The organism is Mycobacterium sp. 2-64, from assembly GCF_035918375.1.
Classification (GTDB): Bacteria; Actinomycetota; Actinomycetes; order Mycobacteriales; family Mycobacteriaceae; genus Mycobacterium; species Mycobacterium intracellulare.
This window is the reverse complement of the sequence record NZ_CP142361.1, coordinates 2856864-2870985: the sequence shown is the minus strand read 5'-3', so window position 1 is coordinate 2870985 and position 14122 is coordinate 2856864. Positions and strand designations below refer to the sequence as shown.

General features: G+C 69.3%; 11 protein-coding genes. 10 read left to right on the top strand and 1 reads right to left on the bottom strand.

Annotated features, from left to right (window positions below):
• The first annotated feature begins 54 nt into the window (after nt 1-54).
• The 3 genes from QGN31_RS13495 to mbtN are packed head-to-tail and all read left to right on the top strand — an operon-like array spanning nt 55 to nt 3046.
• Nucleotides 55-309: an acyl carrier protein gene (locus tag QGN31_RS13495; RefSeq protein WP_008256950.1), complete on the top strand. Its 255-nt coding sequence runs from the start codon at nt 55-57 to the stop codon at nt 307-309.
• Nucleotides 302-1870: a long-chain-fatty acid--ACP ligase MbtM gene (gene mbtM, locus QGN31_RS13490; RefSeq protein WP_008256952.1), complete on the top strand. Its 1569-nt coding sequence runs from the start codon at nt 302-304 to the stop codon at nt 1868-1870. Before QGN31_RS13495 ends, mbtM begins: the two co-directional genes overlap by 8 nt.
• Nucleotides 1871-3046, top strand: a complete 1176-nt coding sequence (gene mbtN, locus QGN31_RS13485; protein WP_014384755.1) for a mycobactin biosynthesis acyl-ACP dehydrogenase MbtN — start codon at nt 1871-1873, stop codon at nt 3044-3046.
• Here mbtN and QGN31_RS13480 read toward each other — a convergent pair.
• Nucleotides 3013-3636, bottom strand: a complete 624-nt coding sequence (locus tag QGN31_RS13480) for a GNAT family N-acetyltransferase (RefSeq protein ID WP_008256958.1) — start codon at nt 3634-3636, stop codon at nt 3013-3015. The two genes, mbtN and QGN31_RS13480, sit on opposite strands and share 34 nt — an antisense overlap.
• 311 nt (nt 3637-3947) lie before the next feature.
• Here QGN31_RS13480 and QGN31_RS13475 point away from each other — a divergent pair, with 311 nt between their 5' ends.
• The 7 genes from QGN31_RS13475 (at nt 3948) to QGN31_RS13445 (ending at nt 14111) form a co-directional block, all read left to right on the top strand.
• Nucleotides 3948-5318: a hemolysin family protein gene (locus tag QGN31_RS13475; protein WP_009954823.1), complete on the top strand. Its 1371-nt coding sequence runs from the start codon at nt 3948-3950 to the stop codon at nt 5316-5318.
• A complete protein-coding gene (locus QGN31_RS13470; protein ID WP_326544619.1) occupies nt 5315-6355 on the top strand; it encodes a hemolysin family protein in 1041 nt (346 codons plus the stop codon). The genes QGN31_RS13475 and QGN31_RS13470 overlap by 4 nt, the downstream gene beginning before the upstream one ends.
• 312 nt (nt 6356-6667) lie before the next feature.
• Complete coding sequence (locus QGN31_RS13465; RefSeq protein ID WP_201409356.1) at nt 6668-8863, top strand: malate synthase G; 2196 nt, start codon at nt 6668-6670, stop codon at nt 8861-8863.
• Nucleotides 8864-8966: 103 nt separating this feature from the next.
• On the top strand, nt 8967-11090 hold the full coding sequence (locus tag QGN31_RS13460) for a substrate-binding domain-containing protein (protein WP_201409357.1): 2124 nt from the start codon (nt 8967-8969) through the stop codon (nt 11088-11090).
• A 350-nt stretch (nt 11091-11440) separates the two neighbouring features.
• Nucleotides 11441-12331 carry an oxygenase MpaB family protein gene (locus QGN31_RS13455; RefSeq protein WP_008256968.1) on the top strand — a complete coding sequence of 297 codons (891 nt, stop codon included), beginning with the start codon at nt 11441-11443 and terminating at the stop codon, nt 12329-12331.
• Nucleotides 12332-12362: 31 nt separating this feature from the next.
• Entirely contained in the window at nt 12363-13346 is a 984-nt protein-coding gene (locus tag QGN31_RS13450; protein WP_009957610.1) for an oxygenase MpaB family protein, read from the top strand.
• Between the two features lie 120 nt (nt 13347-13466).
• A complete protein-coding gene (locus QGN31_RS13445; protein WP_201409359.1) occupies nt 13467-14111 on the top strand; it encodes a TetR/AcrR family transcriptional regulator in 645 nt (214 codons plus the stop codon).
• Nucleotides 14112-14122 lie beyond the last annotated feature (11 nt).

The window sequence follows — 14122 nt, the reverse complement described above, 5'->3', positions numbered from 1 at the left end:
CACGCGCAGGGTAAGGCTAGCCTTGCCTAATAGAGCCTGCTAACCTACTGCGCCATGACCTCCTCTTCCCCCACCGTCAGCGCCGAGCTGCTGAGCATCCTGCGCGAGGACCTCAACGTCGACGCGTCCCGCCTGACCCCCGACGCCCGACTGGTCGACGACGTCGGGCTGGATTCGGTGGCCTTCGCCGTGGGCATGGTGGCCATCGAAGAACGGCTCGGTGTCTCGCTGTCCGAAGAGGAACTCCTGAACTGCGACACGGTCGGCGACCTGCAGGCCGCGATCGCCGCCAAACATCGCGATGAGTGAGCTGGCCACGGCGCTGACGGTCGCGATGCGCGGCGGCACCAGCGATCTGGTGGTGTTCGACCGCGAGGCCTCGGCCTGGCACCGCCACCCCTGGCCCGAGGTGCACGGGCTGGCCGAGAGCGTCGCCGCGTGGCTGCTGGACCGGGGCCGGCCGGCCGCGGTGGGACTGGTCGGCGAACCGACCGTCGAGTTCGTCGCCGCCATTCAGGGTGCCTGGCTGACGGGCGCGAGCGTCTCGATCCTGCCCGGGCCGGTGCGCGGCGCCGAGGGCCGCCGGTGGGCCGATGCGACGCTGACCCGCTTCCGCGGCATCGGGGTGCGCACCGTCCTGAGCCACGGCTCCTATCTGGACGGCCTGCAATCGCTCGATCCCGCGGGCCTCGACGAGGACATGGTCGTCGAAGACGTTGGGCCCGCGGCGCGCACGGGCCGCACGTGTGGCGAGCCGCCGGCCCGACGCGAGAATCCCGCGATCCTGCAGGGCACGGCGGGCTCGACCGGCTCGCCCAAGACTGCCGCGCTGTCGCCGCGGGCGGTGCTGGCCAACCTGCGCGGCCTCAATCACCGCCTCTCGGTCACCCCCGCGGACGTCGGCTGCTCGTGGCTGCCGCTCTACCACGACATGGGCCTGTCCTTCCTGCTCGCGTCGTCGCTGGGCGGCATGTCGGTATGGCTTTCTCCCACATCGGCTTTCACCGCCTCGCCGTTTCGCTGGTTGAGCTGGCTGTCGGAAAGCCGCGCGACGATCACCGCGGCGCCGAACTTCGCCTACAACCTGGTCGGCAGGTACGCCCGCCGGGTCTCCGACGTGGACCTCGGCGCCGTGCGGGTGGCGATCAACGGCGGGGAGCCGGTCGACTGCGAGGGATTCGAGCGCTTCGCCGACGCGATGGGCCCCTTCGGGTTCGACGCCGGCGCCGCCACCCCGTCCTACGGGCTGGCGGAGTCGACGTGCGCGGTGAGCGTGCCCGCCCCCGGCACCGGGCTGCGGTTCGCCGACGTCACCGACGAGGCGGGCTCGCGCCGCCACGCGATGCTGGGCGAACCCATCGCAGGCACCGAGATCCGGATCTCGCCGCGCGACGACACGCACGGCGACATCGGTGAGATCGAGATCCGCGGCGCGTCGATGATGGACGGCTACCTGGGGCACGACCCCGTCGACCGCGAAAGCTGGTTTCCCACCGGCGATCTCGGCTTCATCGCCGACGGCGGCCTGGTGGTGTGCGGCCGGGCTAAGGAGCTCATCACCATCGCCGGACGCAACATCTTCCCGACCGAGATCGAGACGGTTGCCGCCGGAGTCCGCGGGGTGCGCGAAGGCGCCGTGGTGGCGCTGGCCACCGGCGAACGTTCCGCGCGCCCCGGCCTGATCGTCGCCGCCGAATTCCGGGGGGCGGATCAGGCCGGCGCGCGCGCCGACGTCATCGCGCGCGTCGCATCCGTGTGCGGCGTCGTTCCCTCCGACGTCATCTTCATGGCGCCGGGGTCGCTGCCCCGAACGTCGTCGGGCAAGCTGCGCCGCCTGGAAGTGCGGCGCTCCCTAGAGGCGGTGGATTAAGTGACGGCAGTGCCTGAGACAACCCCGACGAGCCTCGACGGCTACCGTGGCCTGCTGGCCGACGCGTTCAACGAACAGGTCCTGGCGTGGACGACGGAAGCCGAAGCGCGCCAACAGTTTCCGCGTGAACTGATCGAACACCTCGGTGCGCGCGGTGTCTTCAGCGAAAAATGGGGCGACGGCGCGCTGCCCGACGTCGGCAAGCTGGTCGAGCTCGCCTTCGCCCTGGGCAGGTTGTCCTCGGCCGGCATCGGGGTGGGGGTCAGCCTGCACGACTCGGCGATCGCCGTCCTGCGCCGGTTCGGCAAGTCCGACTACCTGCGGGACATCTGCGAACGGGCGATCCGGGGGCAGGCCGTGCTGTGCATCGGAGCCTCCGAGGAGTCCGGCGGCTCCGACCTGCAGATCGTCGAGACCGAGATCTCCTCTCGGGACGGGGGTTTCGATGTCCGCGGGATCAAGAAGTTCGTCTCGTTGTCCCCCATCGCCGATCACATCATGGTGGTGGCGCGCAGCGTCGACCACGACTCGTCCAGCAAGTACGGCAACGTCGCGCTGATCGCGTTGCCGACGGCCCAGGTCGGCGTGCAGCGGCCCTACAACAAGGTCGGCGCCGGGCCGCTGGACACCGCCGCCGTGCACATCGACACCTGGGTCCCCGCCGACGCCCTGGTCGCGCGGGCCGGCACCGGGCTGGCGGCCATCAGCTGGGGGCTGGCCCACGAGCGGATGTCGATCGCCGGTCAGATCGCGGCGTCGTGCCAGCGGGCGATCGGGATCACGTTGGCGCGCATGATGACTCGTCGCCAGTTCGGTCACACGTTGTTCGAGCACCAGGCGCTGCGGCTGCGGATGGCGGATCTGCAGGCGCGCGTCGACCTGCTGCGGCACGGCCTGCTCGGCATCGCGGCCCAGGGCCGGCTGGATCTGCGCGCGGCCGCGGGTGTCAAGGTGACCGCGGCCCGCCTCGGCGAGGAAGTGATGTCGGAATGCATGCACATATTCGGCGGCGCGGGTTACCTCATCGACGAGACGCCGCTGGGTGCGTGGTGGCGCGACATGAAGCTCGCCCGCGTCGGCGGCGGCACCGACGAGGTGTTGTGGGAGTTGGTCGCCGCCGCAATGGCGCCCGATTACGCCGGCTACGCGTCGGTGGTGGGGGCTTCCAGCGCGTAGAGCGCCATGCGCCGGTTCGTCGTGTCGTGCTCGCCGAGGAACTCACATCCGACGTACTCGCACAGCCTGCGGGCGGTGGTGTTGCGGTGATCGGGGTCGAACATGATCCGGCGGCACCGCGGCTCCGCCGAAAAGGCGCTGGCCACGATCCGGGGCAACAGCATCGGGCCCAGGCCCCGGTTCACCAGCTTCACGTCGGCGATGGCGGCGTGCAGCCCCAGATCGTACGGCGCGGCGTCGTAATAGCGCGAGATCAGATCCTTTGCGCCCCAATACAGTTCGAGGTAGGCGATATCCCTGCCGCGCACACTCCCGATCAACGGCAGGGAGTAGGTGCCCTCGAGTTGGGCGTCCAGGTGCTGCCGCCAGCGCGGGGTCGGCCAGTCGTACTCCCACGCCTCGGCCAGGTGCGGCCGGTTCATCCACTCGGCCACCATGTCCGCGTCCTCGAGCTGGGCCGCGCGCAGCCCGAAGGGGGCATCCAGGGCGGGCGTGGGTGGCCGGGGGATCTGTGCGACCTCGTCGGCGATGTCGAAGCGTTCGCGCGGCAGGATCTGGACGGCAGGCGTGTCCGGTGGGGCGTCGGGCATAGTGCGCAGAGCGTACCTGAGTAAGGGTAGGCATACCGTAGTTGCCCTCGGTCAGCGGCGGTTTCCGGCGCCAACCCGCGGCGCCGCCGCGAGCGGTCGGCGCCGCGGCGCCGTCGCCCGGGCTAGCATTAGGCAGCAAAGACGGAAGCAACCGCGTCCGCTCGGTCACCAGGCAGCGAAAGGATCGACGTGCCGCAGGCACCCGCGCAGGCCATCGGCTTGCCGGCGCACGGGCCGTCGGACGAGCCGCCCGATGCGGAGCCTCCCCCGGTCACCGGCCCACCACCGTCGACCCGCGGGCGGCGTAATTCATGAACGTCACCGTCACCGTGATCAGCATTGTGGCGATCGCGGTGCTGATCTTCGGCAACGCCGTCTTCGTCGCCGCCGAATTCTCGTTGACCACCCTGGACCGCAGCGCCGTGGAGGCAAACGCCCGCGGCGGCGGCCGCCGCGACCGCTGGATCCGCCGCGCGCACCAGCGGCTGTCGTTTCAGTTGTCGGGCGCGCAGCTCGGGATCTCCGTCACGACGCTGGCGGCCGGTTACCTGACCGATCCGATGGTCGAGGACCTGCCTCACCCCTGGCTGGACGCGCTCGGCATCCCCGACCGGGTCGGCGACGCGATCATGGCCGCGCTGGTGCTGGTGATCGTGACGTCGGTGTCGATGGTGTTCGGCGAGCTCGTCCCCAAATACCTGGCGGTGGCGCGGCCGCTGTCGACCGCGCGCGCCGTCGTGGGGGCTCAGGTGCTGTTCTCGCTGCTGTTGACCCCGGCGATCCGATTGACCAACGGCGCGGCGAACTGGATCGTGCGCCGGTTGGGCATCGAGCCCGCCGAGGAGTTGCGGTCCGCACGGTCCCCGCAAGAGCTGTTGTCGCTCGTGCGTTCGTCGGCGCGCAGCGGCGCCCTGGACGCCTCGACGGCGGCGCTGGTGCGGCGATCGTTGCAGTTCGGCACGCTGAGCGCCGAGGAGTTGATGACGCCCCGCTCCAAGATCGTGGCGCTGCAGACCGACGACACGGTCGCCGACCTGGTGACCGCGGCCGCCGAGTCCGGGTTCTCCCGCTTCCCCATCGTCGACGGCGACCTCGATGAGACCGTCGGCATCGTGCACGTCAAACAGGTGTTCGCGATCCCGCGCGCCGACCGCGGGCGCACGCTGCTGACCACGGTGGCGCAACCCGTCGCGGTGGTGCCCTCCACCCTCGACGGGGACGCGGTGATGGCCGAGATCCGGGCCAACAGTTTGCAAACCGCACTCGTCGTCGACGAATACGGCGGCACCGCGGGCATGGTGACCCTCGAGGACCTGATCGAAGAGATCGTGGGCGATGTCCGCGACGAACACGACGACGCCACGCCCGACGTGGTGCCCGCCGGCACCGGCTGGCGGGTGTCGGGCCTGTTGCGCATCGACGAGGTGGCCGCCGCCACCGGATTCCGGGCGCCCGAGGGCCCCTACGAGACGATCGGCGGATTGGTGCTGCGCGAGATCGGTCACATCCCGGCGGCCGGTGACACGGTGAAGCTTCCCGGCCTGGACGCCGACGGCTTGCTGGACGCGGTGACGCGCTGGCAGGCACGGGTCATCCGGATGGACGGCCGCCGGATCGACTTGCTCGAATTGACCGAACTGAGCGGTCACGGCGACATTCCCGCGCCGGAGGCACACCGATGAGCGACACCATGGGCGTGCTGCTGGCGTGCCTGCTGATCGCGGTCAACGCGTACTTCGTCGGGGCCGAGTTCTCGCTCATCTCGGCGCGGCGCGACCGCCTCGAAGCGCTGGCGGAACAGGGCATAGCCGCCGCCGTCACGGTGATCCGCGCCGGGGAGCAGCTGCCGTCCATGCTGGCCGGCGCGCAGCTGGGCGTCACGGCCGCGTCGCTGCTGCTCGGCCGGATCGGTGAGTCGGCGGTCTCGGACCTGCTGCGAACGGGGCTCGGGCTGACCGCGATTCACCCGGCGCTGCTGCACACGCTGTCGTTGGCGCTCGCTCTGGTCATCGTGGTGACGCTGCACGTGCTGTTGGGCGAGATGGTGCCCAAGAACATCGCGCTGGCCGGTCCGGAGCGCACGGCCATGCTGCTGGTCCCGCCGTACCTGGCCTACGTGCGGGCGGCCCGGCCGTTCATCGTGTTCTACGACAAGTGCGCCAGCGTGGTGGTGCGCGCGCTCGGGGTCGAGCGCAAGGAGGAGCTGGAGATCACGGTCTCCCCCGTCGAGCTGAGCGCCATGATCGCCGAGTCCGCGTCCGAGGGGCTGCTGGACCAGGAGGAGGGCACCCGGCTGGCGCGTGCGCTGCAGATCCGCCACCGGGTGGTCGGCGACGTGGCGGTGCCCCTGTCCGGGGTGCGCGCGGTGCCGGTGGCCGGCGCCGGGAAGGGCCCGACGGTCGCAGCGGTCGAGGAAGCCCTGGCCCAGAGCGGCTACTTCCGCTTCCCGGTGGCAAACGTCGACGGCAGCTTCGTCGGTTACCTCCACATCAAGGACGTGCTGACGCTCGACGACGATCCCGAGACGGTGATCGATCTGGCAAAGGTGCGGCCCCTGCCGGGACTGCCGAGGTCGCTGCCGCTGGCCGAGGCGTTGTCGCGGCTGCGCCGCAGCAACAGCCACCTGGCGCTGGTCATCGACGAGATTGGCGCCGTGGTGGCCATGGTGGCGATGGAAGACCTGGTCGAAGACTTCGTCGGGACGATGCGCGAGGCCTAGCGAGACTGGCCCGGCGGGCCCGACCGCGCGCAGCCCGTATGATCTTTCACGGCTACCAGTTAAGAAAGTGCTGGAGGGCGCCGGAGGGCATAGTGCCGCTTGCGCACGGAATGTGCGTTGCTGGACATCGATTCCGGTTACCACCGCAGCATCATTCTTGGGGCTGTCAGCGCGTCCTGACCTGCTGTGGCAGGTCGGCGGATAACGCTCGCCAGGCTGTGCTCGGTAGGCTGATGACATTGCCAATCTGGGCCTTTCTGGTCCCTCGACGGCCCATGGAGGGTCCAGGGCGGCCCATGACGGAGGAGAATCATGACTGATCGCGTGTCGGCGGGGAACTTGCGCGTAGCCCGGGTGCTTTACGACTTCGTGAACGAAGAGGCCTTGCCCGGCACCGATATCGACCCGGACAGCTTCTGGGCCGGCGTGGACAAGGTCGTCACCGACCTCACCCCGAAGAACCAGGATCTGCTGCGCCGGCGTGACGAGCTGCAGGCCCAGATCGACAAGTGGCACCGGCAGCGGGTCATCGAGCCGCTTGACATCGACGCCTATCGCGAGTTCCTCACCGAAATCGGTTACCTGCTGCCCGAACCCGCGGATTTCACGATCACCACCTCGGGCGTCGACGACGAGATCACCACGACCGCGGGCCCCCAGCTCGTGGTGCCGGTGCTCAACGCCCGGTTCGCGCTGAACGCCGCCAACGCCCGGTGGGGTTCGCTCTACGACGCCCTGTACGGCACCGACGTCATCTCGGAGGACGACGGCGCCGAAAAGGGGTCGAGCTACAACAAGGTGCGTGGCGACAAGGTCATCGCCTACGCGCGCAAATTCCTGGACGAGGCCGTGCCGATGGAATCCGGCTCGTGGGCCGACGCGACCGGTCTGTCCGTCGAGGACGGCCGCCTGAAGGTCGCGACCGCCGACGGCTCCGCCGGCCTGGCCGACCCGGACAAGTTCGCCGGCTACACCGGCGAGCTCGGCTCCCCCAGCTGGTCGGTGCTGCTGGTCAACCACGGCCTGCACATCGAGATCCTCATCGATCCGGACTCGCCGATCGGCAAGACCGACGCCGCCGGCATCAAGGATGTGATCCTGGAATCGGCCGTGACCACGATCATGGACTTCGAGGACTCGGTGGCCGCGGTCGACGCCGACGACAAGGTGCTCGGCTACCGCAACTGGCTCGGCCTGAACAAGGGCGACCTGTCCGAGGACGTCGACAAGGACGGCAAGACCTTCACCCGGGTGCTCAACCAGGACCGCACCTACTCCCCGCCCGACGGCGAGGGCGAGCTGACCCTGCCGGGCCGCAGCCTGCTGTTCGTCCGCAACGTCGGCCACCTGATGACCAACGACGCGATTGTCGACGCGGAGGGTCACGAGGTGTTCGAGGGCATCATGGATGCGCTGTTCACCGGGCTGACCGCGATTCACGGGCTCAAGACGAGTGAGGCGAACGGGCCGCTGGCCAACAGCCGCACCGGGTCCATCTACATCGTCAAGCCCAAGATGCACGGGCCCGACGAGGTCGCGTTCACCTGCGAGCTGTTCAGCCGGGTCGAAGACGTCCTCGGGCTGCCGCAGGGCACCCTCAAGGTCGGCATCATGGACGAGGAGCGGCGCACCACCGTCAACCTCAAGGCCTGCATCAAGGCCGCGGCCGACCGGGTGGTGTTCATCAACACCGGCTTCCTGGACCGCACCGGCGACGAGATCCACACCTCGATGGAGGCGGGTCCGATGATCCGCAAGGGCGCGATGAAGAGCACCACCTGGATCAAGGCCTACGAGGACGCCAACGTCGACATCGGCCTGGCCGCCGGGTTCAAGGGCAAGGCGCAGATCGGCAAGGGCATGTGGGCGATGACCGAACTGATGGCCGACATGGTCGAGCAGAAGATCGGCCAGCCCAAGGCCGGAGCCACCACCGCGTGGGTGCCCTCGCCGACGGCGGCCACCCTGCACGCGATGCACTACCACTACGTCGACGTGGGCGCCGTGCAGGAGGAGCTGGCGGGCAAGAAGCGCACCAACATCGACGAGTTGCTGACCATCCCGCTGGCCAAGGAACTGGCCTGGGCTCCCGAGGAGATCCGCGAGGAGGTCGACAACAACTGCCAGTCCATCCTCGGCTACGTGGTGCGCTGGGTCGCCCAGGGCGTCGGCTGCTCGAAGGTGCCCGACATCCACGACGTGGCGCTCATGGAAGACCGTGCGACACTGCGGATTTCGAGTCAGCTTCTGGCGAACTGGCTGCGCCACGGTGTGATCACCGAGGAGGACGTGCGGGCCAGCCTCGAGCGGATGGCCCCGCTGGTGGATGAGCAAAACGCCAAGGATGCGGCGTATTTGCCGATGGCGCCCAACTTCGACGACAGCCTGGCGTTCCTGGCGGCGCAGGACCTCATCCTGACCGGAACGCAGCAGCCCAACGGCTACACCGAGCCGATCCTGCACCGCCGTCGGCGCGAGGCCAAGGCGCGCGCCGCGCAGTCGAATTGAGCCTGCGCTGGAATCGGGTTCGCACGTGTAATAGTGCCGCGGATGACTAAAATCGGCGGCGAGTTCATTCGGATGGAACGACGGAAAGGCCGCGGGCACTGCTATGGGTAGGCACAGTGCGCCCGACCCTGACGACTCCCTCGACGAGCCTTCTCGCGACGACGTGGTCGACGAGCCGTCCCGAGGTGACGACGCAGGACATCAGCAGCGGGACGCCGGCGAGGCGGCCGATTACTACTCGGACGCCGACGACGACTACGCCGACGACGACTACGCGGACGAGGACTACTACTCGGACGAACGTCACTATCCCGACGACGATGAGCCCTACGCCGACGACGAGCCGTACGCCGCGGGCGACGCGTTCGCCGACAGCACGGCCGACGAGTACCCGGAGTTTCCGCCGCGCCAGGGCGGACCGGCGAGTTCGGAGCCGCCGGCCGAATCCCCCTCGCTGTTTCGCGGCGGGCACCGGGGGCTCGCCGACTGGCGGGGCGGCCATCGCAGCGAGGGCGGTCGCCGCGGCGTCAGCATCGGGGTGATCGTCGCGCTGGTCGCCGTCGTCGTCGTGGTGGGATCGGTGATCCTGTGGAGCTTCTTCGGCGACGTGCTGTCCAAGCGGTCGCACAAGGCGGCCGGCCGTTGCGTCGGCGGTCAAGAGACCGTCGCCGTCGTCGCCGACCCGTCGATCGCCACGTCCGTTCAGGAACTCGCCGAAAGCTACAACAAATCGGCGGGACCGATCGGCGACCGCTGCATGGTGGTCAACGTCAAGCCGGCCGACTCCGACGCCGTGCTCAACGGTTTCATCGGCAAGTGGCCGGCGGAACTGGGCGGCCAGCCGGCGCTGTGGATCCCCGGCAGCTCGATCTCCGCCGCACGGCTGGCGGGAGCCGCGACTCAGAAGACGATCAGCGAGAGCCATTCACTGGTCAGCTCCCCAGTGGTGCTTGCCGTGCGTCCCGAACTGGCACCGGCCCTCGCCAAGCAGAACTGGGCGGCACTGCCCGGGCTGCAGACCAACCCGAACGCGTTGGCGGGGTTGAACTTACCCGCATGGGGGTCGCTGCGACTGGCGCTGCCGATGGGCGGCAACGGGGACGCATCGTTTCTCGCCGGTGAGGCGGTCGCGGCCGCGTCCGTACCGCCCGGCGCGCCGGTGCCCCAGGGCACAGGCGCGGTGCGCTCCCTGTTGAGCGCGCAACCCAAGCTCGCCGACAACTCGTTGACCGAGGCGATGAACACGCTGCTGAAGCCCGGTGACCCGGCGACCGCGCCGGTGCACGCCGTGATCACCACCGAACAGCAGCTGTTCCAGCGCGGCCAATCGCTCCCGGATGCCAAGAGCGCCTTGGCTTCCTGGCTGCCGCCGGGTCCCGCGCCGGTGGCCGACTATCCCACCGTGCTGCTCAGCGGTTCGTGGCTCACGCGCGAACAGGCCACGGCGGCCAGCGAGTTCTCCCGCTTCATGCACAAGCCCGATCAGCTGGCCAAGCTGGCGAAGGCGGGCTTCCGGGTCAACGGGGTCAAAACCCCCAGCAGCCCGGTGACCACCTTCCCGACGCTGCCGTCCACGCTGACCGTCGGCGACGACCCGATGCGCGCCACCCTTGCCGAGGCCATGGCCGCCCCGTCGACCGGGCAGGCCACGACGATCATGCTCGACCAGTCGATGCCCGGCCAGGAAGGCGCGAAGTCCCGGCTGGCGAACGTGATTGCGGCGCTTCAGGACCGGATCAAGGCCCTGCCCGCCAGCGCCGTCGTCGGCCTGTGGACCTTCGACGGTCACGAGGGCCGCTCCGAGGTGGCCAGCGGCCCGCTGGCCGACCCCGTCGGCGGCTCCAGCGGCCAGCCACGCTCGGCCGCACTATTGGCCGCCCTGGACAAGCAATACTCCTCGGGCGGCGGCGCGGTGTCGTTCACCACGCTGCGCATGATCTACCAAGACATGCAGGCCAACTACCGTGCGGGCCAAACCAATTCGCTTCTGGTGATCACCTCCGGACCCCACACCGACCAAACCCTGGACGGTCCGGGGCTACAGGATTTCATCCGCAAGAGCGCCGACCCGGCCAAGCCGATCGCGGTGAACGTCATCGATTTCGGGGCCGATCCGGACCGATCGACGTGGGAAGCCGTCGCCCAGCTCAGCGGCGGCAGCTACCAGAACATCGCAACGTCGGCGTCCCCGGAGCTCGCGACGGCGGTCAACGCCTTCCTGGGCTAGCCGGCCCGGCGTCGGTCACGATGTGGCCGCCGGCATCGTGCACGGAAAACCGGAAAATTCGGACACCGTCTATCCAATCGCGGTCGGCTGTGCCACACTCGTGATAGAACAAACCGTTCTTTCTATCAACGTTGATCCAGGAAGACGCAGCGCAACGATGTCCTCTGCACCGCTGGACGCCGCCGCGACACCGGCCTTGCGCCCGACCGGACCCCCTTCGGCGACCCGGCGACGCGGGAGCGCCTGGCGCGCCCTGCTCGGCGGCCGCGCGGCACCCGGGCGCGCCCGCCTCCCCTTCGCGCACCGCACCGAATCTCGTTGAGCCGTTGGCCAACCCAGGAAGGCACCCCATGGCCCAGCCCCTGCCCACCGACCCGGAGGACGTCCCGGCCGGACCCGAGCGGCGCGACCGGCGGGCGGACACGGATTCCGCCGACACCTCGTTTCTCGCCGAGGAGATATCGCCGTGGCTGTCCCCCGCCTACGGCGCGGCGAACGTCGTGATGCAGCTGGCGAATTCCGGTGTGGCCTATGGCGTGATGGAAAGCAAGGTGGACAGCGGCAACCTGTACAAGCATCCGTTCAAACGCGCCCGCACCACCTTCACCTACATCGCGGTGGCCATCGCCGGCAACGCACGGGACCGCCGTGTGTACCGGGAGGCCGTCAACGCCGCACACGCCCAGGTGCGCTCCGGCCCGCAAAGCCCGGTGCGCTACAACGCCTTCGACCCGCAGTTACAGCTGTGGGTCGCCTCCTGCATGGCCGCGGTGTTCGAGGACACCCGCAGGCTGCGGGGCGGCCGTTCCCGACGCGACCCCGACACCATCCACCGGGCGGCGTCGGTGTTCGCCACCACATTGCAGGTGCCGCCGGAAATGTGGCCCGCCGACCGCGAAGCCGCAGACCGGTACTGGCAGGAGCAACTCGACCGGCTCGACTTCGACGACCGCATGCGCAGCTACCTGATCGGCATCGCGCGCCTGGATTTTCTGCCCGCCCCCGTCTCGGCGCTGTTCGGCGGGTGGAACCTCTTCATGACGCTGGGGTACCTGCCGCCGCAGCTGCGCGAAAAGCTCGGGTTCGGCTGGACGGCCGCGCAGCAACGCCGGTTCGACCGCTGGCAGCGCCTCCTCGGGGTCCTGGACCTGTTCACGCCGCGGTTCTTGACGCGCCTCGGCGTGCAGGCGGTGGTGTGGGACATGCGTTTGCGGCACCGGATCGGGGCGACCGTCGTGTGACGGCCCACCGACGCGCACAAGGAGGAACGGGATGACGATGACAAGCCGAATCGACCGGCGCGGCAACGCTTCCGCGGCGACGTTCGTGCCCCCCGAAGCGGAATGGAATTCCGCGCACCGGGCGCTGGCCGACGACGTCAGGTGGTTCGCCGGGTCGCCGCTGGCCGCGGCGTTCGGCCGCCTGGCCCTCGACCAGGTCGCGCATCGCGAAATCGCGGCCGCGGTGGACCGCAGCGGACGCTTCGCCGACAACTTCACCGACCGTGGGATCCGCAGTGCGGCGTTCACCGCCCTCGCCGCCTTCGGTGACAGCTCGGACGTGAAGGCGTCGCGGGACGATCTCAAACGGTTGCACCGCGACGTCCGCGGCACGGGAAAGGACTCGTTCAGCGACACCCGCTACAGCGCGCTCAACCCCGAGGTGTGGACCTGGGTGGCCGTGAGCGGTCTCAACCTCTTGTACCAGGGTTATCTGCGGGTGTGCGGGCGTCGCCTCACCCTCGCGGAGAAAGAGGTCGTCTATCAGACCCTGCGTTCGGAACTGCAGTTTCTGGAGCTGCCCAGCAAGCAGGGGAAGCTGCCGGCGACCCTGCACGACATGCTCGAACATTACGACGCCGTCGCGGCAAAAGACTTGGCCGACAACGAGTTTCTGCAATTCGCCAATCGCAGCTTCGTCGCCCCGCCGATCCCGAAGCTGCTGGTTTCCCGGCAACTGCGGCCCGTGCTGCAAGTGGTCTGGCCGGTGCTGACCACTCTGGCATCGCGCCCGGTGGTCGTGTGTTCGGCCGCCGTCGCCCACCCCACGATGCGCCGGCTGCTCAATGTGCGGTGGGGCGCGCGCGAGCAGGTCGAGTTCGTCGTCTACGTCGCCGCGTTGCAGCTGGGCTGGCGATGGTTGCCGCGCCGGCTGACGTTGGAACCCCTGGCCTACAACCGCTACCAATACGAGCGGCTCCGCGACCGCTACCGTTCGGTGCTGCTGGATTCCTTCGCGGCGCCCGAGCGGAATTGACCCGCAAGCCCGGCTTTCTCGCGGCGGTGGCGGCGCACCCGCACCGGCGCGCCGCGAATGCGGGTGAATACGCTGATGGAGCGCAGAATTGACCTGATACCCCAACCGGCTGGAGGGCAGATGTCAGACCCCGCGATGCTGCTCGGCGCGCTGCCCGACAGCCTGGCCAGCCTCGATCCGACCGCCCGCACGATCGTCACCGCGGCACGCACCTGCTTCACCGAGCGCGGATTCTCCAACACCACCATGCAGGACATCGCCGACACCGCCGGTGTCGGCGTCGCCACCGTCTACCGCCGGTTTCGGCACAAGCGAAACCTGGTGCGGCTGACCATCATGGACGAATCGCTGCGGCTGAGCACGCTGGTCTCCGAGGTCGCGGGTCGCGCGGGATCACCGGAAGAAGGGATCGCCGAAGTCTTCGCCGCGTTCGTGCACGAGGCCTCCGCCCCCAAGTTGTTGACCCGAAGCATCCGCGAATCGCCCGCCGCCGGGGAGCTGTCCGCCTACCTGACCGACGAGCACCTGATCGCCATGACGCGCGGCTACATCGCGACGTGGCTGCGCCGCTGGCAGGAGCGTGGCGAACTGGCCGCCGACCTGGACACCGAGATCGTCGGGGAGATGATCGGGCGCCTGATCATTTCGCTGATCAAGACGCCCGAGTCCGTCATCCCGATCTACAACCCGAACGAGGCCCGCGACTTCGCCCGCCGATACCTGGTGCCGCTGGCGTTGCAGTCCCCGGCGCGAACGCCGGGGTGATCCCGCACCAG

Coding starts and splice junctions, on each gene's coding strand:
- QGN31_RS13495 (WP_008256950.1), top strand. CDS start 55: ATGACCTCCTCTTCCCCCACCGTCAGCGCCGAGCTGCTGAGCATCCTG.
- mbtM (WP_008256952.1), top strand. CDS start 302: ATGAGTGAGCTGGCCACGGCGCTGACGGTCGCGATGCGCGGCGGCACC.
- QGN31_RS13480 (WP_008256958.1), bottom strand. CDS start 3,636: ATGCCCGACGCCCCACCGGACACGCCTGCCGTCCAGATCCTGCCGCGC.
- QGN31_RS13475 (WP_009954823.1), top strand. CDS start 3,948: ATGAACGTCACCGTCACCGTGATCAGCATTGTGGCGATCGCGGTGCTG.
- QGN31_RS13470 (WP_326544619.1), top strand. CDS start 5,315: ATGAGCGACACCATGGGCGTGCTGCTGGCGTGCCTGCTGATCGCGGTC.
- QGN31_RS13465 (WP_201409356.1), top strand. CDS start 6,668: ATGACTGATCGCGTGTCGGCGGGGAACTTGCGCGTAGCCCGGGTGCTT.
- QGN31_RS13460 (WP_201409357.1), top strand. CDS start 8,967: ATGGGTAGGCACAGTGCGCCCGACCCTGACGACTCCCTCGACGAGCCT.
- QGN31_RS13455 (WP_008256968.1), top strand. CDS start 11,441: ATGGCCCAGCCCCTGCCCACCGACCCGGAGGACGTCCCGGCCGGACCC.
- QGN31_RS13450 (WP_009957610.1), top strand. CDS start 12,363: ATGACGATGACAAGCCGAATCGACCGGCGCGGCAACGCTTCCGCGGCG.
- QGN31_RS13445 (WP_201409359.1), top strand. CDS start 13,467: ATGTCAGACCCCGCGATGCTGCTCGGCGCGCTGCCCGACAGCCTGGCC.